The sequence below is a fragment of the Pararhodobacter aggregans genome (assembly GCF_003075525.1).
Lineage (GTDB): Bacteria > Pseudomonadota > Alphaproteobacteria > Rhodobacterales > Rhodobacteraceae > Pararhodobacter > Pararhodobacter aggregans.
Window position 1 is genome coordinate 25,527 of record NZ_QDDR01000015.1, and the last position, 19,885, is coordinate 45,411.

Annotated in this window: 15 protein-coding genes; 6 read left to right on the forward strand and 9 right to left on the reverse strand. The window is 69.0% G+C overall.

Annotated elements, in window-relative coordinates; all coding sequences use genetic code 11:
* Nucleotides 1-110: 110 nt before the first annotated feature.
* Complete coding sequence (locus DDE23_RS21490; protein WP_107750172.1) at nt 111-2,633, reverse strand: penicillin-binding protein 1A; 2,523 nt, start codon at nt 2,631-2,633, stop codon at nt 111-113.
* A gap of 561 nt (nt 2,634-3,194) precedes the next feature.
* A complete protein-coding gene (locus DDE23_RS21495) occupies nt 3,195-4,442 on the reverse strand; it encodes an N-acetylmuramoyl-L-alanine amidase family protein (RefSeq protein ID WP_107750171.1) in 1,248 nt (415 codons plus the stop codon).
* Nucleotides 4,443-4,635: 193 nt separating this feature from the next.
* On the opposite strand from DDE23_RS21495, the gene DDE23_RS21500 reads away from it, so the two are divergent.
* Both DDE23_RS21500 and DDE23_RS21505 read left to right on the forward strand, forming a co-directional pair.
* Nucleotides 4,636-5,427: a DsbA family protein gene (locus DDE23_RS21500; protein WP_107750170.1), complete on the forward strand. Its 792-nt coding sequence runs from the start codon at nt 4,636-4,638 to the stop codon at nt 5,425-5,427.
* Between the two features lie 221 nt (nt 5,428-5,648).
* A complete protein-coding gene (locus tag DDE23_RS21505) occupies nt 5,649-6,674 on the forward strand; it encodes a hypothetical protein (protein ID WP_107750169.1) in 1,026 nt (341 codons plus the stop codon).
* 64 nt (nt 6,675-6,738) lie between these two features.
* Here DDE23_RS21505 and infC read toward each other — a convergent pair whose 3' ends face one another.
* Nucleotides 6,739-7,356: a translation initiation factor IF-3 gene (gene infC, locus DDE23_RS21510; RefSeq protein WP_337589839.1), complete on the reverse strand. Its 618-nt coding sequence runs from the start codon at nt 7,354-7,356 to the stop codon at nt 6,739-6,741.
* Nucleotides 7,357-7,473: 117 nt separating this feature from the next.
* On the opposite strand from infC, the gene DDE23_RS25205 reads away from it, so the two are divergent.
* The gene (locus DDE23_RS25205; RefSeq protein ID WP_107750168.1) at nt 7,474-8,286 is read left to right on the forward strand and encodes a hypothetical protein; all 813 of its coding nucleotides are present in this window, start codon (nt 7,474-7,476) and stop codon (nt 8,284-8,286) included.
* A 120-nt stretch (nt 8,287-8,406) separates the two neighbouring features.
* Here DDE23_RS25205 and DDE23_RS21520 read toward each other — a convergent pair whose 3' ends face one another.
* The 3 genes from DDE23_RS21520 to DDE23_RS21530 all read right to left on the reverse strand — a co-directional run bounded on the left by DDE23_RS21520 (nt 8,407) and on the right by DDE23_RS21530 (nt 11,456).
* A complete protein-coding gene (locus DDE23_RS21520) occupies nt 8,407-9,228 on the reverse strand; it encodes a ferredoxin--NADP reductase (protein ID WP_107750167.1) in 822 nt (273 codons plus the stop codon).
* Between the two features lie 100 nt (nt 9,229-9,328).
* Nucleotides 9,329-9,769, reverse strand: a complete 441-nt coding sequence (locus tag DDE23_RS21525) for a DUF934 domain-containing protein (RefSeq protein WP_107750166.1) — start codon at nt 9,767-9,769, stop codon at nt 9,329-9,331.
* A 67-nt stretch (nt 9,770-9,836) separates the two neighbouring features.
* Entirely contained in the window at nt 9,837-11,456 is a 1,620-nt protein-coding gene (locus DDE23_RS21530) for a GMC family oxidoreductase (protein ID WP_107750165.1), read from the reverse strand.
* Nucleotides 11,457-11,572: 116 nt separating this feature from the next.
* On the opposite strand from DDE23_RS21530, the gene DDE23_RS21535 reads away from it, so the two are divergent.
* On the forward strand, nt 11,573-12,037 hold the full coding sequence (locus tag DDE23_RS21535; RefSeq protein ID WP_107750164.1) for an Lrp/AsnC family transcriptional regulator: 465 nt from the start codon (nt 11,573-11,575) through the stop codon (nt 12,035-12,037).
* Between the two features lie 348 nt (nt 12,038-12,385).
* On the opposite strand, the gene DDE23_RS21540 is transcribed toward DDE23_RS21535, so the two are convergent.
* On the reverse strand, nt 12,386-13,930 hold the full coding sequence (locus DDE23_RS21540) for a trimethylamine methyltransferase family protein (protein ID WP_107750163.1): 1,545 nt from the start codon (nt 13,928-13,930) through the stop codon (nt 12,386-12,388).
* Nucleotides 13,931-14,026: 96 nt separating this feature from the next.
* On the reverse strand, nt 14,027-14,296 hold the full coding sequence (locus DDE23_RS21545; protein ID WP_107750162.1) for a hypothetical protein: 270 nt from the start codon (nt 14,294-14,296) through the stop codon (nt 14,027-14,029).
* A gap of 176 nt (nt 14,297-14,472) precedes the next feature.
* On the opposite strand from DDE23_RS21545, the gene DDE23_RS21550 reads away from it, so the two are divergent.
* Both DDE23_RS21550 and guaA read left to right on the forward strand, forming a co-directional pair.
* Nucleotides 14,473-15,798 (forward strand): M20/M25/M40 family metallo-hydrolase, encoded by a 1,326-nt coding sequence (locus DDE23_RS21550; RefSeq protein ID WP_238150082.1) that lies wholly within the window; start codon nt 14,473-14,475, stop codon nt 15,796-15,798.
* A gap of 206 nt (nt 15,799-16,004) precedes the next feature.
* The gene (gene guaA / locus DDE23_RS21555; RefSeq protein WP_107750160.1) at nt 16,005-17,588 is read left to right on the forward strand and encodes a glutamine-hydrolyzing GMP synthase; all 1,584 of its coding nucleotides are present in this window, start codon (nt 16,005-16,007) and stop codon (nt 17,586-17,588) included.
* Nucleotides 17,589-17,675: 87 nt separating this feature from the next.
* Here the strand turns inward: guaA and DDE23_RS21560 are convergent, their stop codons facing one another.
* Nucleotides 17,676-19,820 carry an esterase-like activity of phytase family protein gene (locus DDE23_RS21560; protein WP_107750159.1) on the reverse strand — a complete coding sequence of 715 codons (2,145 nt, stop codon included), beginning with the start codon at nt 19,818-19,820 and terminating at the stop codon, nt 17,676-17,678.
* Nucleotides 19,821-19,885: the final 65 nt, after the last annotated feature.

The following is a 19,885-nucleotide window of genomic DNA, read 5'->3' on the forward strand; positions in this document are numbered from 1 at the left end:
ACCTTGTCCCAAATACGCCCTTGTCAGACACCTCACCCGCGCCCCGTCCCTTCGGCGGGAGGCACGCGGGGCGGGCGGGCGGGAGCGTGCCTCCCGCCGAAGGGACGGTCTCAGTAAAGACCGCCCGCGGACAAGGTGCCGAAATTCGCCTGACCCGGCACCTGCAACGTCTCGCCAGTCCCCGGATCCGTGCCGTCCTCGCTCAGCGTCACGCTGCTCGGATCGGGGGCGAACACCGGCAGCGCCATGCCCATGGCGAAACCGCCGTCGATCAGCGCGTCGATGCCGAACACCGGCTCCTCGCCGTCGCGGAAATATTCCGCCACCACATCGCCGCCCGACCCCTCGCCGACCCGCTCGCCCGTGTGCCGGTCGATGGAGATGAAATGCCCGCCCGGCGGCACCGCGAAACGCCCGCCGCCGTAATGCTGGATCGCCTCGGTCATGAATTCCTGGAACACCGGCGCGCAGAGCCCGCCCCCCGAGGCCCGCCGCCCCAGCGACCGCGGCCGGTCGAAACCGATGTAGCAGCCCGCCACCATGGTCGAGGTATAGCCCACGAACCACACATCCCGCGCATCATTGGTGGTCCCGGTCTTGCCCGCCACCGGCACCGGCAGCCGGATCGCGCCCGAGGCCGTGCCGCGCTGCACCACGCCCTGCATCATCGAGGTCAGCTGATAGGCGGTGATCGGATCCATCACCCGCTGGCGGCGCGAGGCGATCCAGGGCGCCTGCCCCGCCGGCAGATCGGGCTCGGTGCATTCGATGCACTGGCGGTTGTCATGGCGATAGACGGTGCGGCCCCAGCGGTCCTGCACCCGGTCGACCAGCGTCGGCTCCACCCGCTCGCCGCCATTGGCGAACATGGCATAGGCGGCGACGACCCGGAACAGCGTCGTCTCCTGCGCGCCCAGCGAATTGGCGAGGAACGGCTGCAACCGGTCATAGACCCCGAAGCGCTCGGCATAGCCCGCGACGACGTCCATGCCGACTTCCTGCGCCAGCCGAACGGTCATCAGGTTGCGCGATTGCTCGATCCCCAGCCGCATCGGCGCCGGCCCGAGGAAATCGTGGTTCGAGTTGTTCGGCCGCCAGATCCCCTCGCCGGTGTCGATCTCGATCGGCGCGTCGATGATGATCGTGGCCGGGGTGAAACCCGAATCCAGCGCCGCGGCATAGACGAAGGGCTTGAAGCTGGAGCCCGGCTGGCGCATCGCCTGCGTCGCCCGGTTGAAGGACGAGGCCTGATAGCTGAAGCCGCCCTGCATGGCGATCACCCGGCCGGTATTGACATCCATCGCCATGAAGGCGCCCTCGACCTCGGGCACCTGCCTGAGCGACCAGCGCTGGAAACTGCCGTCCGAATCCGCGGTGACGGCCCGGACATAGACCACATCGCCCACGTCCAGATTGTCGGAAACCGAGCCCCGCAGCCAGTTGATGTCCGGCCGGTCGATCTGACCGATCTCGGCCTCGCCCTCGATCCCGATCCGGGCGCGGTCGGCCGAGACCTCCAGCACCACCGCCGGATGCCAGGGATTGCCCAGGGTGATGTCCCGCGCGAGGCTGGTCCGCGCCAGCGCCGCGCGCCAGCTCTCCTCGTCCGTCAGATCCTCGGCCGTGAGCGTGATGCCGGTGCCGCGCCATTCCCCCTGCGAACGGTCGTATTCCTCAAGCGCGCGCTGCAAAGCATGCGCCGCGACCACCTGCATGGCCGGGTCGACAGTCGCGCGGATGGTCAGGCCGCCGGTGAAGAATTCCTCCTCGCCAAAGGTCGTGGACAGCTGGCGGCGGATCTCGTCGGTGAAATAATCGCGCTCGGGCAGCGACTGGCGGAAGGCCGGGATATCGCCGCCCTGCACGGTCAGCAGCGGCCGGGCCCGCGCGGCCTCGGCCTCATCCTGGGTGATGTAGCCATTCTCGGCCATCTGGCCGAGGATCCAGTTGCGCCGCTCCGTCACCCGCTCACGCGCGCGCACCGGATGGTATTCGGACGGCGCCTGGGGCAGCGCGGCGAGGAAGGCCATTTCCTCCAGCGTCAGGTCTTCCAGCGTCTTGTTGAAATAGGTCTGCGCCGCCGCCGTCACCCCGAAGGAATTCTGCCCGAGGAAGATCTCGTTGAGGTAAAGCTCCAGGATCTCATCCTTCGAGAGCGTCTGCTCGACGCGGAAGGCCAGGATGATCTCGCGGATCTTGCGCTCGACGGTGCGGTCGGACGACAGCAGGAAGTTCTTCATCACCTGCTGGGTGATGGTCGAGGCACCGCGCGTGTTGCGCCCGCGCGAGACGACGGCATCGCGGGCCGCCGACAGGATCGCCAGCGGGTTGAAGCCCTGATGCTGATAGAAATAGCGGTCCTCGGCCGAGATGAAGGCGGCGCGGACCAGCGGCGGGATATCCTCGATGGGGGTGAAGAGCCGCCGCTCCCGGGCGAATTCGTCCATCATGTCGCCCTCGCCCGAATAGACGCGGGAGATCATCGGCGGGGCGTAATTGGCCAGCTGCTCGGTCGAGGGCAGGTCATGCGTATAGACCCAGATCACGCCGCCCACGGTCAGGGCGCCGAAGAACGTGCCCAGCATGATGAAGCTGAACAGGCCGCCGAAGAACGAAAGAATGGCTCGGGTCACGCGGATCTCCAGGGGGGGACTTGTCCCCCAGTATACGCAAGCGGGGCCCGGGTCAAAAGGTGGCTCATGGCCGGGGCGCCGCCGGGGCAGGAAATCGCGCAGGTTTGAAGGGGCGCCGAGGCAGCAGTGGGGGGCGAGTCCGGAGACAGCAAGGGGCGGGGGGCCAGCCCCCTCGACTCCCGGCCGCGCCACGGGCGCGGCGTTCGCGGCGAGAGGCGCGCCACTGGCGCGTTTCCGAGACACCGCTCACCCCCCGCCAAAGGGGACCCTCGGGCCCCCTTTGGAAACCCCCGAGGATATTTGGAGAACAAAGATACAAGTTAAGAGGGCGCTAAGCCGCCTTCTTTGCGCTCCAAATATCCTCGGGGGTGAGGGCCGCCCGGACGAGGCGCCAGTGGCGCGTCGTCAGGCCCGAACGCCCGGAGCGTAAGCGCAGGGCCGGACCAGGCCGTCAGGCCAAGAGGGGGGCAGACGGCCCCCCTTTCTTCGGCGCGGCGGTACGCCGCGCCGCTGGTCGCCCGAGGCGCCCGCGGCAGCGGGGAACGAGGGCGAAACCCCTTGCTACCGGCGGCGCAGGGCCTGTTGCGCGACTTCGCCCTCGACCCAGGCATCGAGGCCCGCCACCAGCGCCTGTTCCATCTGCGTGCGCCAGCGGCGGTCGCGCAGGCGGGTGCGGTCGGTTTCCGAGGACAGGAACCCGATCTCCAGCAGCGCCGAGGGCACCGAGGGCGATTTCAGCACCGAGAAGGCCGCCTGCTGCCAGGGGTGGCGGTGCATGCGGATCTCGGCGCTGCGGATCGCCTCGACCAGCGCCCTCGCCAGCCGGTCGGTGGCGGGCTGCGTCTCGGCCCGGGCCAGGGCCATCAGCACCCCCGCCACGGTGTCGTCGGTGCCGGTCAGGTCCACACCGCCGCCCAGCATGTCGTCGCGGTCATGCCGTTCGGCCAGCGCTGCGGCGGCCGCATCCGTCGCCCCTTCGGCCAGGGTATAGAGCGTGGCGCCCACCGCATGGCCGTCTTCCAGCGCATCGGCATGGATCGACAGGAACAGATCGGCCTGCGCGCCATGCGCCACGGTGATCCGCCCTTCAAGCGACAGGAAACTGTCGTTGTCGCGGGTCAGCACCACCGTGTAGCGCCCGGTGCGGCGCAGGGCCTCGGCCAGTTCGCGGGCGAAGGTCAGGGTGATCTCGGCCTCGGTCACGCCTTCATGGATCGCGCCGGGATCGACCCCGCCATGGCCGGGGTCCAGCACGACGATGGTCGGCCGCTGGCCCAGCGGCGGGCGGTCGGCGGTGGCGCGCAGCACATCGGCCGAGGGTGCGCCATCGGTCGCCGCCAGCGCCGAGGCCTGCGCCGCGAAGGCGGTGTCCGACATCGGCGTCAGCGACAGGGTGAGCCGGGCGGCGCCGCTTTCCGGGTCGGTCGCCATCCCGGCTTCGGCAAAGCCCATCGGCCGGTCGAGTTCGATCACCAGACGGCTCCAGCCGCCGCCCGCGTCGCCGGTGCGCAGCGCGGTGACCGCGCCGACCCGCGGCACCTCGGCCGGGTCCATCCCCGCCCAGTCCAGCGTGCGGAAATCGACCACCGCCCGCGGCGGGTCGCTCAGCAGCCGCGTGCGCCAGGGCACCGGCTGCGACAGCGGCACGCTCAGCGTCAGGCTGCGCCACCCGGCTTCAAGGCTCAGCGGCCCGGTCAGGCGGGCGGCGGCGCCGAGGTCCTGCGCGGCGAGGGGCGGCGCGACGAGAAGGCACAGCAGCGCGAGAAGGACGGCGAGCCAGCCCCTCGGCCCTCGTGCGTGTCGCTGCATGCCCTGCCCTCCTGCCGTTCGCCGGTTTCTTGCCGCTTCCTAGCGCGAAAGCGGGCCCGGGGGAATCCCCGCCCCGCCCTGGCAGGGCATCACGTTTGGGTCAGGGTTTCGGGCCCGCCTCGCTTCCGGGGTTGAATTGCCCCCCCGTGCCGCGCAATCTGCCGCCGTTGAAACCCCGAGGAGCCCTCAGCCCATGGTCCGCCAGTCCCTTTTTGCCGCCCTGATCGCCGCAACCGCCCTGGGCGGCGGGATCCTTGCCGGGCCCGTCCTGGCCCAGAGCTCGTCGCCCGCGACCGCCTCGGCCATGGGCGAGGCCGAGCGCGAGGCCTTCCGCGGCGAGGTGCGGGCCTATCTGATGGAGCACCCCGAAGTCATCTTCGAGGCGGTGGCCGAATACGAGCGCCAGCAGCAGGCGGCGCAGGCCGACATGGATCTGGCGCTGGTGCAGATCAACGCCGAGGACATCTTCCGCGACGGCCATTCCTGGGTCGCGGGCAATCCCGAGGGCGACATCACCCTGGTCGAGTTCATGGATTACCGCTGCGGCTATTGCCGCCGGGCGCAGCCCGCGGTCATGGATCTGATCGGCAGCGACGGCAATATCCGGCTGGTGGTGAAGGAATTCCCGATCCTCGGCCCGCAATCCGAGGTGATGAGCCGTTTCGCCGTCGCCGTGCAGCAGGTCGGCGGCGACGAGCCCTATGGCCGAGTGCATGACGCGCTGATGGCCTGGGAGGGCGACATCACCCCCGAGGATCTGCGCGGCATCGCCGGCGATCTGGGCCTCGACGCCGATCAGGTCATGGCCGAGATGAGCGGCGATGCCGTCACCGCGGTCCTGCGCGCCAATCACGAGCTGGCGCAGCGGCTGCAGATCTCGGGCACGCCGACCTTCGTCATGGGCGAGGGCGACGACGGGGAATTGCTGCGCGGCTACATGCCGCTCGAGCAGATGCAGGCGGTCGTGACCCGTCTGCGCAGCTGAAGCCGACCCCGGCGGGCGGGCGCTGCCGTCAGGGCAGCGCCCTTTCGATCCTTCGCGGGTGCACAAACCTGTTGCGCATCCCGCTTCGTCTTCGCACAGTGGCACCCAGCCCCGTCCAGGACCTGTCTTCGGCGCGGGAGCCGTGTTTCGGTGGTTCCCGTCACCTGATGTTTGTCTGAACTCGTCCGGCCGCCGGCCGGCGCCCCTGTCATGGCCCGACCTTGATCCGCAACCGCGCCGACCTTCGCCCGCTTCGTCCCCTCGCCCGCCTGCTGGCCGGGGCGGCGCTGGCGCTGACCCTTGCGGCCGGGCTGAACGATGCGGCGGCGACCACGCCGGTTCCGGGGGCCGAGGCCGAGGCTTTCGTCGCCGCCCGCGACGCCTGGCTGGCCGATGACGAGGGCACGGCCCTGCCCGCGCTCGCCACCCTCGCGGCCGAAGGCAATGCCGCGGCCCGGGTGCTGCTGGGGCAGATCGACAAGATGCCCGCCCTGCAGGGGCCCTACCTCGCCCATCTGCCGCGGGCCCAGCGCATCGCCCTGTTGCGGGCGCCGGGCGGCATGTCCGGGCGCAGCTGGCTGGCCGAGGAGGCCGGGCATCCGCTGGTCGCGGCCTGGATCGCGCTGCGCACGCCGGGCGGCGGCCCCGACCTCATCACCCGGTTCGAGGCGCTGGACGAACCCCGCGCCGCGCGCGAGGCGCTGGTCACGCTGGCCGCGCGCGAGCACCCGGACCTGACCACGGTCGATCCGGCGGCGGTGGACGGCGATCTGCTCTATCTGCTCTGGCGGGCGGCCGATGCCCCGCACCGGGCGGCGATCGCCGATCTGGTGCCGGTGGGCAGTGCGCAATGGCAGATGATGGGCGAGGTGATGGACACGCCCGCGCTCGAACGCTGGCTGATGGCCAGCACCGCGGCCGAACCGCTGCTCAGCCTCTGCCGGGCGCTGTGCGACGACGATCAGATGGCCGCCTGTCTGGGCGCCGCCTATGGCGCGCTGGGCAGCCATGATGCGCTGCTGACCCTCGGCAGCCCGGCCGAATCGCTGATCGCGCAGGAGGAATTCCTCAACAGCCCGCGCGGCCGCGCCAGCACCATGCGACGGATCCTGCTGGCCAGCTCGATGCGGGCCCGCCGCGCCATGCTGGACCGCGTCTCGTCCGAGGTCTCGTGCCTGGGCGATGCGCTCAGGGCCGAGGCGCAGCGCTATCGCCCCGCCCTGCCCGGGGTCAGCGACGGCGGCTGACGCCGAAACGCGAACCGCCGCCCGGAGGGGGCGGCGGTCTGGTCGTCTCGGGATCGCGGGCGCCTCAGCGCGGGGCGATCATCATCACCATCTGGCGGCCTTCGAGCTTCGGCATGTTCTCGATCTTGCCGATCTCGGTCACGTCCGAGGCCACCCGGTTCAGCAGTTCCATGCCCAGTTCCTGGTGCGCCATCTCGCGGCCCTTGAAGCGCAGGGTGACCTTCACCTTGTCGCCTTCTTCCAGGAATTTCTGCACCGCGCGCATCTTCACGTCGTAATCATGCGTGTCGGTGCCCGGGCGGAACTTGATTTCCTTGATCTCGATGATCTTCTGCTTCTTGCGCGCCTCGGCCTCGCGCTTTTGCTGTTCGTATTTGAACTTGCCGAAATCCATGATCTTGCAGACCGGCGGGACCGCGTTTGGCGAGATCTCGACCAGGTCGAGTCCGGCCTCTTCGGCCAGGGCCATGGCCCGGGCTGGCGGGACGACGCCGATGTTTTCGCCTTCCGCCCCGATCAGGCGGACTTCCGGCGCACGGATCCGGTCATTGACGCGGGGTCCGGTGTCGCGGCTGGGCGGAGCGTTGTGAGGTCTGCGAGCTATGGTGGGATTCCTTCTGTGGTCATCAAGCGCCGGAAAAATAGACCCGCAGCCCCCCGGTTGCAAGGGGCGCGGTGGCAAGGTTGCGCAGGTTCAGGGGCCAGACGCGGCGGTTTGATGCCCTGCCGGGCCCGGGACCATTGCCTTTGCCGCCCAGCGATGCGACACCTTGGGCTTACGTGCTTTTGAGGACATGTCATGAAAAAGATCCTGATCGTCGCCGCCATCGTGCTTGCGGCCGGTCTGGGCATCTGGGTCTCGCGCGAGCGGCCGATGCCGCAACCGGCGCCGACCCCGGCCCCCGCTCCGGCCATCCCCGAGGTCGCTCCGGTCGAGCCCGCGCCCGAAGCGGCCGAGACGCCCGCCCCGCTGGAAAACGCCGCCGAGGCCGTCCAGGACGCGGTTCAGGACGCGGCCGAAGGCGTGGGCGATGCCGCCCAGCAGGCGGTCGACGCCGTGACCGAAGCCGCGACCAACGCGGCCGAAGGCGCGGGCGCGATGGTCGACCAGGCTGTCGAAGCGGCGCAGAACGCCGGTGACGCGGCCTCGACCATGGCCAGCGACGCCGCCGAACAGGCGACCGAAGCGGCCGAAGGCGTCGCCGCCGAAGCCGACGCCCCCGAGGCGATGCCGGAAGCGGTGACCGCGACTGAAGCCGTCAGCGAAGAAGCCGCGGCCGCGGCCGAAACCGCGCCGGTGACAGAAGCGCCCGCGACCGAGGCCCCCGCGGCGACGGCCCCCGCGGCGACGGCCGAGACCGCGCCCGCCGCCTCGACCGAGGCCACCGCCGGAGCGACCGCGAGCGCCGAGACCCCGGCCGCGGCGACCGACCTCTCGACCCTCTTCACCGCCGAGGGTTTCGACTATGACCGGGCGCTCGCCGCGATCGAGGCCTCGGACATGAGCGCCCTGCGCAAGGCCACCGCCCGCACCGCGCTGCAGGGTGCGCGCGACAACCCGGCCCTGCTGCCCGCGGCGCTGGACCAGGTGCGCGGTCTCCTCAACCTCTGAGGCCTCGGGCAGACAGCAAACGGGCGGCGAGATCCCTCGCCGCCCGTTTTTTCTTGCCGATCTCGGCGGGTGCGCAGGCCCCGTAGGATGGGCAATATTGCCCATCCTACCAGGGCCGCCTCAGATTCCCTCGCCGACGAAGGCCTTTTCCACCACATATTCCCGCGGCTCGCTGTTCGCGCCCTCGCGCAGGCCGAAGCCCTCCAGCACCGCCTTGACGTCATGGTTGAAGGCCAGTGAACCGCAGACCATGGCCCGGTCGTGGTCACGGTCCATCGGCGCGATGCCGAGATCGGCAAAGACCTTGCCCGAGGTCAGGTTGTCGGTGATCCGCCCCTGATGATGGAAATCCTCGCGCGTCGTGGTCGGGTAATAGAACAGCTTGCCCTCGACCATCTCGCCGATCAGCGGATCTTCCCTCAGGCTCTCGATCAGTTCCCGGCCATAGGCCAGTTCATCGACCGTCCGGCAGGTGTGCATCATCACCACCTGCTCGTATTTCTCATAGGTCTCGGGGTCGCGCATCAGCGAGGCGAAGGGCGCGATCCCGGTCCCCGTCGCCAGGAACCACACCCTTTTGCCCGGCAGGAGCGCGTCATGCACCAGCGTGCCCACGGGCTTGGGGCGCAGGATGATCTGGTCGCCGGGCGCGATATGCTGCAGCCGCGAGGTCAGCGGGCCATCCGGCACCTTGATCGAATAGAATTCCAGCTCCTCGTCCCAGTTCGGCGAGGCGATGGAATAGGCCCTGAGCAAGGGTTTGCCGCGGTCGTCCAAGAGCCCGATCATCACGAATTCGCCCGAGCGGAAGCGCAGGCTCTGGGGCCGGGTGCAGCGGAAGGAAAACAGCCGGTCGGTCCAGTGCCGGACGGAAGTCACCGTCTGCGCGTCGGGCAGGGTCTTGAGCGGGGGCACCGGCGTGGCGGGGGCGGCATCGGACATGAAACAGCCTTTCGATCTGACGTGACCCCGGACATAGGGCGGAATGGAGGGGAGGGGAACCCCGGCAGGCCGCCCTGCCGCTGCGTCCCGGGGACGCATCTCAGGCGGACCGCGCGCCCTCGGGCCGGTCGCCGCCGCGCCGGGCCGGGTTCCAGCCGGCCTCGAAGCGCCAATGCTCGGCCGGTTGCAGGCGGGCCTGATCGCGGTCGAGCTCGATCTCGTCGAAGCCTGCGCGCCGGGTCAGGGTATAGAGCCCGGCCAGCACCGCGCCATGGGCCCGGAGCCGCCCGGCATAGTGCTCGGCCCGGATCGCCCGCGCCAGATCCAGCGCCGCGACATCGGCGAAATGGCGCAATTCGATCCGCACCAGCCCCAGCTCGGGCAAAAGCGAGCAAAGCCGCGCCCAGTCCCGCGCGCCGATCTCGGGCGTCCGCAGATCCACCCCGGCCCCGCCCGGATGATCCGACAGCGCCGCAAGCGGCACATAGCCCTGCGTCCAATCCTCGGGCACGAAGCCCCAATCCTTGACCAGCACGCTCATCGCCTCTCTCCACCGGCCGTGACGGGGAGAGTATGCCGCCCGGCCCGGGGCGCGGCCATGACACGGATCAAGTCGGGCCTTGCCCGAGGATCCGCTCGGCCCCCAGCCAGCCCAGCAGGATCGCGGGCGCGTTGGTGTTGCCGCCAATGAGCGTCGGAAAGGCCGAGGCGTCGCAGACCCGCAGCCCCTCGATCCCCCGCACCCGCAGATCCGCATCCAGCACCGAAGTCGCCGGATCCGCCCCCATCCGCACCGTGCAGGAGGGGTGAAACACCGTGCCGGACCGGTTGCGGAAATCGTCGATCAGCTGCGCGTCGGTCTGCACTGCGGGCCCCGGGCGCAATTCCTCGGCGATCAGCGCCTTCATCGGCGCCTGATCGGCGATCCTGCGCAGGAATTTCACCGCCGCCAGCATCTCGGCCACGTCCTGGTCGGTGGAAAAGACATTGGCGTGGATCTTCACCGCCGCGAAGGGATCGGGCGAGGCCAGTTCCAGATGCCCCCGGCTGGTCGGCCGGCAGTTCGACAGGCCGATGGACAGGCCCGGGAAGGGGTCGGGGCTGAGGATCGGCCGCTCGCCGTCGCGCGGCATCAGGGTGGAAAACGCCTGGAAATACAGCTGCATATTGGGCCGGTCGAGGCCCGGATCGGTACGGAAGAACCCGCCGCCGTGGTTGATCGAGACCGAGAGCGGCCCGCCCCCGGTCAGAAGATACCGCATGCCCACCAGCGCCTTGCCCCACCAGGGCCGCAGGAGGTCGTTCATCGTCGGCACCTTCATCCGGTAGGTATAGTTGATGCCCTGATGGTCGTTGAGATGCGCGCCAATGTTCGGCTGGTCCAGCACCACGCCGATCCCCTGCCCGGCCAGCATCGCCCCCGGCCCGATCCCGGACAGCATCAGGATCTGCGGCGTGTTGATCGCGCCGCCCGCCAGGATCACCTCGCCCGCCTTTGCCTGATGCAGCGCGCCTTTCCAGCGGTATTCGACGCCCACGGCCCGGCGCCCCTCCAGCAGCAGCCGCGTCACCTGTGCCTTGGTGCGCAGCGCGATGCGGCCGGTCTTCATCGCCGGCCTGAGGAAGGCCCGCGCCGCCGAATTGCGCCGGCCGCCCTTGATGGTCAGCTGATAGATCCCGGCACCTTCCTGAAGGGCGCCGTTGAAATCGGCGTTGAAGGGCAGGCCCGCGGCGGCGCAGGCCTCGAGATAGGGGCGGACCAAGGGATGCGCGGGCTCGCGGCCCGAGCGGATGAACAAGGGCCCGCCCTGCCCCCGGTAATCGTCGGCCCCGTCGGCATTGTCCTCGATCGCGCGATAGGCGGCACTCGTGTTCTCGCGCCCCCAGAACGAGGTCCCGGTCGCCGCCTGCCAATCGTCGTAATCGCTGGCGTGGCCGCGGATCCAGACCATGGCGTTGATCGAGGACGAGCCACCCACCAGTTTCCCCCGCGGCCAGTAATCGCGCTGGCCGTTGAGGCCCGGGTCGGGTTCGGTCCGGTAGGCCCAGTTGACGGAGGGGTCGTAGAAGAGCTTGCCATAGCCCAGCGGCATCTCGACATAGAAGCGCCGCTCGCTGCCGCCCGCTTCCAGCACCAGCGCCCGCTTGCCCGCCGCCGCCAGCCGGGACGCCAGGACCGAGCCGGAACTGCCCGCGCCGACGATCAGATAGTCGAAATCCCCGTCCATGCCCGCCCCCTTCGTTGGGCCTCACTCAATCGCTCCCGGCGCCGCTTCGCAAGGGGGCGCCTGCTGGACGGGCGCAGGGTGCGAGGATAGGCTCGCCCCGTTGCCGGAGGCTTTGCATGACCAGACCCGACCTCGACCCGCTCGACCGCAAGATCCTGAAGGAGTTGCAGGAGGATGCGGGCCAATCCCTCGACGACATCGCCCGCAAGGTCGGCTCGTCCAAGACCCCGGTCTGGAACCGGATCCGCAAGATGAAGGATCAGGGCGTGATCGGGCGGCAGACGGTGCTTCTGGACCCCGAGGCCCTGGGGCTGGAGGCCTGTTTCTTCGTGCTGGTCAGGACGGCCGAGCATGACCCGGGCTGGCAGGAGCGGTTCCTGGCCTCGGTCCGCTCGCGACCCGAATGCCTGGAGGCGCATCGGCTGGCGGGGGATATCGACTATATCCTCAAGGTGCGGGTGGCGAACGCGCGGGCCTATGACGCGTTCTATCAGGCGCTGATAAGGGACGTGAAGATCCACAACGTGACGGCGCTGTTGTCGATGGAGGAGATCAAGTCGACGACGATTCTGGCGGTGTGAGGGGGGTGTCCCACGCGTGGGACATTGTTCGGGCCGTTTGGAGGCAAGGAGTTGGCTGGCCGCGTTAAGGTGTCGGTAAGGGTGTCCCCTGCGACGGGAGCGCGGTGGTGGGTTGGAAACCCACCCTACAGGGTGAGAGGTCGGGGCAAACAGACAAGGCCAAACGGACCGGCGGCGTAGGGTGGGGTTTCACCCCACCTCGCGGCCCGCGGAATCGCCAGGCTGTAGGGTGCGTGCTTGCACGCACCGTTCTGGATCGACCCATCCACAAACGGCAAAGGTGCGTGCAAGCACGCACCCTACGCGGTGTTCGGGGTGGGGTGAAACCCCACCCTACGGGCGCTCAGGTCAGCCGAACGCGTCCGGCTCGCTGGCCTTGCGCTGCGCCACATAGCTCTCCAGCGCCTCGGCAATCGCCGGGTCCAGCGTCGGGGCCTGGAAATCGCGCAGGAGTTTCTTCACCCGCTGGTTGGCCAGCGTCGCCGAATCGCGGGCGCCTTCTTCCTCCCAGGTCTCGTAGGGTTTGTAATCCAGCACATCGGTCCGCCAGAAGGCCGTCTTGAAATTCGACTGCGTGTGCTGGCAGCCGAGGTAATGCCCGCCCGGACCCACCTCGCGGATCGCGTCCATGGCCTGGCCGTTCTCGTCCATCGAGACGCCCTTGGCCAGATGGTGCAGCGTGCCCAGCTGGTCGGCGTCCAGCACGAATTTCTCGTAGGACGAGACCAGCCCGCCTTCGAGCCAGCCGCAGGCGTGGAGCATGAAGTTGACCCCCGCCAGCAGCGCCATGTTCAGCGAATTCGCGGTCTCGTAGGCCGCCTGCGCGTCGGGGAGTTTCGAGCCGCAGAAAGCCCCGCCCGACCGGTAGGGCAGCCCCATGCGACGCGCCAGTTGCCCCGCGCCATAGGTGATATGCGCGGCTTCCGGCGTGCCGAAGGTCGGCGCGCCCGAGTTCATGTCGATCGAGGTGACGAAGGCCCCGAAGATCACCGGCGCGCCCTTGCGGATCAGCTGGCTGTAGGCGACGCCGGCCAGAACCTCGGCCAGAACCTGGGTCAGGGTGCCCGCGACCGTCACCGGCGCCATGGCGCCGCCGACGATGAAGGGCGAGATGATCGCGGCCTGATTGTGCTTGGCGTAGACCTCCAGCGCGCCCATCATCGTGCTGTCGAAGGTCAGCGGCGAGTTGATGTTGATGAGCGAGGTCATCACCGTGTTCTGGTCGACGAAATCCTCGCCGAACAGGATCTTCGACATGGTGACCGAATCCTCGGCCCGCACGGGTTCGGTGACCGAGCCCATATAGGGCTTGTCCGAGAGGGTCATGTGCGCGAGCAGCATGTCGAGATGGCGCTTGTTCACCGCCACATCCGTGGGTTCGCAAACCGTGCCGCCCGAATGGTGCAGCCATTTCGACATGTAGCCGAGCTTCACGAAATTGCGGAAATCTTCCATCGTGGCATAGCGGCGCCCGCCCTCGTTGTCGCGCACGAAGGGAGGGCCGTAGACCGGCGCCAGCACCAGCCCCTTGCCGCCGATCACCACGTTGCGCTCGGGATTGCGGGCGTGCTGGGTGAAGGTCGAGGGCGCGGTCTTGCAGAGTTCCCGGGCAAGGCCGCGCGGGATATGCACGCGCTCGCCCCGGACATCGGCCCCCGCCTCGCGCCAGAGCTGCAGCGCCGCCGGGTTCTCGACGAAGTTGACGCCGATCTCCTCGAGCACGGTATCGGCGTTCCATTCGATGATCTCGAGCGCTTCCTCGTTGAGGATCTCGAAATTCGGAATGTTGCGGGTGATGAACTTCGCGGTGTCCATCGACACGGCGGTCCGCTCGGCCCGACGCGCGGCACCGCCGCCACCCCGCACCCGACGCTCGGTCCTGACATCGTTCATCGCAATAGCTCCCCGCAGATGGTCTGAGGCGAGGAATAGGCCGTGGGCCTGTCAGCGGCTGGGCCGGAAGCGCCGTCTGGCGGCGAAAGGCGACATTCAGCGGCGCCGGTTGGCGCGCAGGAGCCTCTGCCAGAGGGTGCCGCCGAAAAGCTTGACGCCGAGGATGAAGTACAGCGCGATCAGCGCGAAGAGCACCAGCGCCGGGGTGCCGGACAGGGCAAAGCCGCTCTCGGTCAGGTTGCCGGTGAAGCGGGCGACCAGATAGCCCAGAACGATGAAGGCGGTGAAGAAATCGAGAATCGCGGCCAGGATGATGCGCCAGGTGGCGGGCGCGGAACTGGTTTCGGGGGTTGGATTGTCGCTCATGCGGGTCTCCGTGCTGCCGGGCGAGTATAGCCAAGCCGCGCGGGGGCGGCTAGCCTTGTCGCGGCAGCGGAAAGGACCCTCATGAGCAGAGAAACGGCCATCGCGGCGGCGCAGGATCAGGCGGACAGCGGGGTATTCCGGACAGCGGGGTATTCGCGGCGGCGCTGGCGGCGCTGGTGGCGATCCCGTCGGAAAGCCAGGTGCCGGGGGCGCAAGGGGCGCTCAACGCCTATCTGGCAGCGCTGAGGGACCGGCTCTCTCTGCTGGGCTTCGACTGCCGGGTGCTGGCCAATCCCCAGCCCGGCGCCCCGCCCCTGCTGCTGGCCCGGCGGATCGAGGATCCCTCGCTGCCGAGCGTGCTGAGCTACGGGCATGGCGATGTCACCCATGGCCAGGCCGCGGACTGGGCCGAGGGGCGCGCGCCCTTCGTGCTCAGGGCCGAAGGCGAGCGGCTTTACGGCCGGGGCGCCGCGGACAACAAGGCGCAGCATCTCATCAACCTGATGGCGCTCGACGCGGTGCTGGCGGTGCGCGGGCGGCTCGGCTTCAACATGGTGCTGCTTCTGGAAATGGCCGAGGAGATCGGCTCGCCGGGCCTCGCCGCGCTGGCCGAGGCCGAGCGCGCGGCGCTGAAGGCCGATGTCTTCATCGCCTCGGACGGGCCAAGGCTGCAGCCCGGGGTGCCGACCATGTTCATGGGCGCGCGGGGCGTCCTGAATTTCGACCTTTCGGTGCGGCTGCGCGACGGGGCGCATCATTCGGGCAATTGGGGCGGGCTGCTGGCCGATCCGGCGATGATCCTGGCGCAGGCGCTGTCGGTCATCACCGATGCAAGGGGGCAGATCCTGGTGCCGGAATGGCGGCCCCGATCGCTGACCGGGAGCGTGCGGGCGGCGCTGGCCGGGCTGCCGGTCGAGGAGCCGGAGGGCCCGGCGCTGGACCTCGACTGGGGCGAGGCCTCGCTCAGCCCGGCCGAGCGGGTCTTCGGCTGGAACTCCTTTGCCGTGCTGGCGATGAAAGCAGGCGTGCCCGAGGCGCCGCAGAACGCGATTTCCGGCGCGGCGCGGGCCAGCTGCCAGCTGCGTTTCGTGGTCGGCACCGAGCCCGAGGCGGTTCTGCCCGCGCTGCGCCGCCACCTCGACGCCCGGGGATTCGAGCGGGTGAGGATCGAGGGCGGCGAGGCCTCTTTCGCCGCCACCCGCCTTGACCCCGAGGCGCCCTGGGCGCGCTTCGTGCATCAGTCGCTGACCCGTACCGCGGGCCGGGCGCCGCATGTGCTGCCCAATCTCGGCGGCTCGCTGCCCAATGACATCTTCGCCGGGATCCTCGGCCTGCCGACGATCTGGATCCCGCATTCCTACCGCGCCTGCAACCAGCACGCGCCGGACGAACACGTGCTGATGCCGCTCTGCCGAGAGGCGCTGGGGCTGATGGCGGGGCTGTGGTGGGACATCGGCGACGGGAGCGGCTTGCCGGAGGGGCGCGCGGGCACGGCAGGTTGAAAGCCCATCCCGCGGGCGCCTGCGGTGGTGCGTGCGAGCACGCACCCTACGGGAGAGTCGCGTTGACGGAGAGGGGCCCGCCCTGCGTAGGGTGCGTGCTTGCACGCACCGATATGGCGCCCTGAAAATCCCCCTTCCCGCCCTGTACCGCCGCCTTCCCGCATTGTTCTCTTGCGAAGCCTTCGGCGCGCGCCTAAAGGCTGGCCATGACCCAGCAAAGCCCCCTTTCCGGCCACCAGCGCCTTCTCATCATCGACTTCGGGTCCCAGGTGACGCAGCTGATCGCGCGGCGCCTCAGGGAGCTGAATGTCTATTGCGAAATCCACCCCTACCAGAAGGTGACCGACGCCTTCCTGAAGGACTTCGCCCCGAAGGCGATCATCTTCTCGGGCGGGCCGGACAGCGTGACGCGCGAGGGCTCGCCCCGCCCGCCGAAGGCCGCCTATGACCTGGGCGTGCCGATCCTCGGCATCTGCTACGGCCAGCAGGTGATGATGCAGGATCTGGGCGGCCGGGTCGAAGCGGGCCAGAGCCATACCGCCGAATTCGGCCGGGCCTATGTGAAGCCGACCACGCTGAAGACCGACCTCTTCAACGGCTGGTTCATGGACCCTTCGGGGCGTGAGCAAGTCTGGATGAGCCACGGCGACCACGTGGCCGAGCTGGCCCCCGGCTTCGAGGTCTACGGCACCTCGCCCGGCGCGCCCTTCGCCATGACCGCGGACCTGTCGCGCCGCTTCTACGCCGTGCAGTTCCACCCGGAAGTCCACCACACGCCGAACGGCGCCACGCTCTACGAGAATTTCGTGAAGCTGGCGGGCTTCACCGGCGACTGGACCATGGGCGCCTACCGCGAGGAGATGATCGCCAAGATCCGCGCCCAGGTCGGCGACAGACAGGTGATCTGCGCGCTGTCGGGGGGCGTGGATTCGTCGGTGACGGGCATCCTGCTGCACGAGGCGATCGGCGATCAGCTGACCTGCGTTTTCGTCGATCACGGGTTGCTGCGGCTGAACGAGGCCGAGCAGGTCGTCGCCATGTTCCGCGACAATTACAACCTGAACCTGATCCACGCCGATGAGAGCGATCTGTTCCTCGGCGCGCTGGAAGGCGTCTCCGACCCCGAGGTGAAGCGCAAGACCATCGGCAAGCTGTTCATCGACGTGTTCCAGAAATACGCGGATCAGATCGAGGGCGCCGAGTTCCTGGCCCAGGGCACGCTCTATCCGGATGTGATTGAATCGGTGAGCTTTTCGGGCGGCCCCTCGGTCACCATCAAGTCGCACCACAACGTCGGCGGCCTGCCCGAGAAGATGGGGCTGAAGCTGGTCGAACCCTTGCGCGAACTCTTCAAGGACGAGGTCCGCGCGCTGGGGCATGAACTGGGCCTGCCGGCCTCGTTCATCGGCCGGCATCCCTTCCCGGGGCCGGGCCTCGCGATCCGCTGCCCGGGCGAGATCACCCGAGAGAAGCTGGACATCCTGCGCAAGGCCGATGCGATCTATATCGACCAGATCCGCAAGCATGGCCTCTATGACGAGATCTGGCAGGCCTTCGCCGCCATCCTGCCGATGCGCACGGTGGGCGTGATGGGCGACGGGCGGACCTATGATTACGCGCTGGCCCTTCGCGCCGTGACTTCAGTCGACGGGATGACGGCGGATTACTACCCCTTCACGCATGAATTCCTGGGCGAGACCTCGACCCGGATCATCAACGAGGTGCACGGGGTCAACCGCGTCTTCTACGATTGCACCTCGAAACCGCCGGGGACCATCGAACTGGAATGATGAAAAGCCCCGCCATCGCGCGGGGCTTTTTCTTTGGCGGCAGGGTCCTCGTAGGATGGGCAATATTGCCCATCCTACAGCAGCGCCTCACATCGGCGGCAGGGCGAAGAACATCGTCTCGCCGGAATGGTCGTCCACCCCGTCATTGTCGGTGGCGATCCACATCGTGCCGTCAGCGGTGATGGCGAGGCTCTCGACCTTGTCCAGCACATAGCCACCGGTCGCGGTCAGGTAGGGCAGCAAGTCCACCACCACCTCCGGCGTCACCACCGGCAGCGCGCCGCCCAGCGGTGCGGGCTGCAGGTCGGCCAGCGCCACGCGGGTGATCTGCTTGATCGCCGCCAGATCGCCGAGCTGGTTGTCGCGCTCGACAATGTACAGATAGCCCTCATGGGCCACGATCTCGGACAGCCCGACCCAGCCGCGTTCATGCGCCGCCAGCGGGTAATGCACCGCCGCCCAGTCGCCGGTCGCGGGCGTATAGGCCAGCAGCTTCACCATCCCCTCGGGATCGTCGCCCCATTCGCGCTGCACCGCCATCCAGAGCGTGCCGTCGACCATGGTCACCCCCTCGAAGCCGAAGCGGCGTTCCTGGGCCAGCAGCGCGTCGGGCAGCGTCACCTCCTCGGTGATCGCGCCCGAGGCATCGACGTGGTAAAGCGCGTGCGGGATCTCACGGTCGGTGCGGCCCTCGTTGGCGACCCAGAAACCGCCCTGCCCGTCCAGCGTGATGCCCTCCATGTCCATATGCGCCGCCGGGGCGCCGTCCCGGGTCACGCGGATCGCCTGCACGATGCGGGCCGGCTGCTGCGACGGGTCGATGACGAAGATCGTCGGCTGCGCGCCATAGACCGAGTCGCTGATGGCATAGAGCATCCCGTCCTCGCCCGCGACCATGCCCGAGATCGCGCCCCAGCCGGTCAGCTGGTCCATCCCGGCCGAGGTCAGTTGCGGATAGGCGGCGGGTGCCTCCTGCCATTCGTAGACCATGACATGCGAGCGCGCCGCGCCATCGGCGCCGAGGTCGCTTTCATTGGCGGTGACGAAGAGGCCCCGCGACGGGATCGCCAGCAGCCCCTCCGGCCCGATGCCCGAGGGCAGGAGCTGGCGCAGCACCGGCGCCGCGGGATCGGTCGCGTCATAGACGCCGATCACCGAGCCGCGCTCGGAGCCGACGAAGATCATCGGCGTCTCGCCGAAGGTGGCGGCGGTCACCGATTCCAGCTCGACGCCCTTCTTGCCCGAGCGGCCCTCCGGGTAATGGCCGATCTCGACGATGGCATGTTCCAGCGAGGAGCCGCTGTCATAAACCAGCGTGCCGTCGCGGTTGAAGACCGACCAGGTGCGGCTGCCCCCGTTCCAGTCGCCCTCGTTGGCGATGGCGACGTGGCCCGCGTCAACCCAGGTGATCGCATCGGGCTCGCGCAGGCGGGTCACGGACTGGTCGAAAACCAGCTGGCCGTCCTTGACGGTATCCACATTCTCGGCCGTCGCTTCACCGGCCGAGAAATGGCTCAGCACCGCGCCGGTGCGGTCGAGGATGACGATATGGTTGTTTTCCTGCAGCGTCAGCGCGATCTCGCCCGCGGCGTTGATCGAGACGAATTCGGGCTCGGGATCCTCGGGCGCGATGTCGGCGAGGCCGGTGACCTCGGCGCGGATCATCGCCGCGCAATCGACGGTGCCGTCGGTCAGCGGCAGGATCGCCACATAGCCCGCGGGCATCTGCGGCAGGGCGCCGTCGTTCAGTTCTTCATCCCGCTCATTCTCGATGGCGACGGCCAGGAAGCTCTGATCCGGGGCGATGGCCACGGAATCGGGCTGCCCGCCCAGATCGCAGGACGCGGTGATCGCCCGGCCCGCCACATCGAGCGTCAGGAGCGCGCCGCCGGTGGTGACGTAATCGGCCGAGGTGTTGACCGCGACATAGCCCGTGGTCCCGGCGATGGCGACCGAGGTGGGCTCACCCGCCACATCCAGCGCGCCCAGGGGCGCGGGCGCCGCGGGGTCGGTGATGTCGATGAAACCCACCGAGCCCGAGGGGCTGTCGGTATAGACCAGCGTCAGGCCGTCCTCGGTCGCGGCGATGATCTCGGCCGAGGTTTCCTCGGCCTCGGGCAGGTTCCGCGCCACGGGGAAGGCGGCGATGCGGTTGAAATTCATCTCTTGCGCGAAGCCGGGGGTGGCGAGGATCAGCGCCAGCGCGCTCGAAGCCAGAAGGCGGGTGGGCATGGGGTTCTCCGACAGGACTTGAACTTGGGTCTGGCGGCATTACCTCCGGCCTGTCACAACCGCGT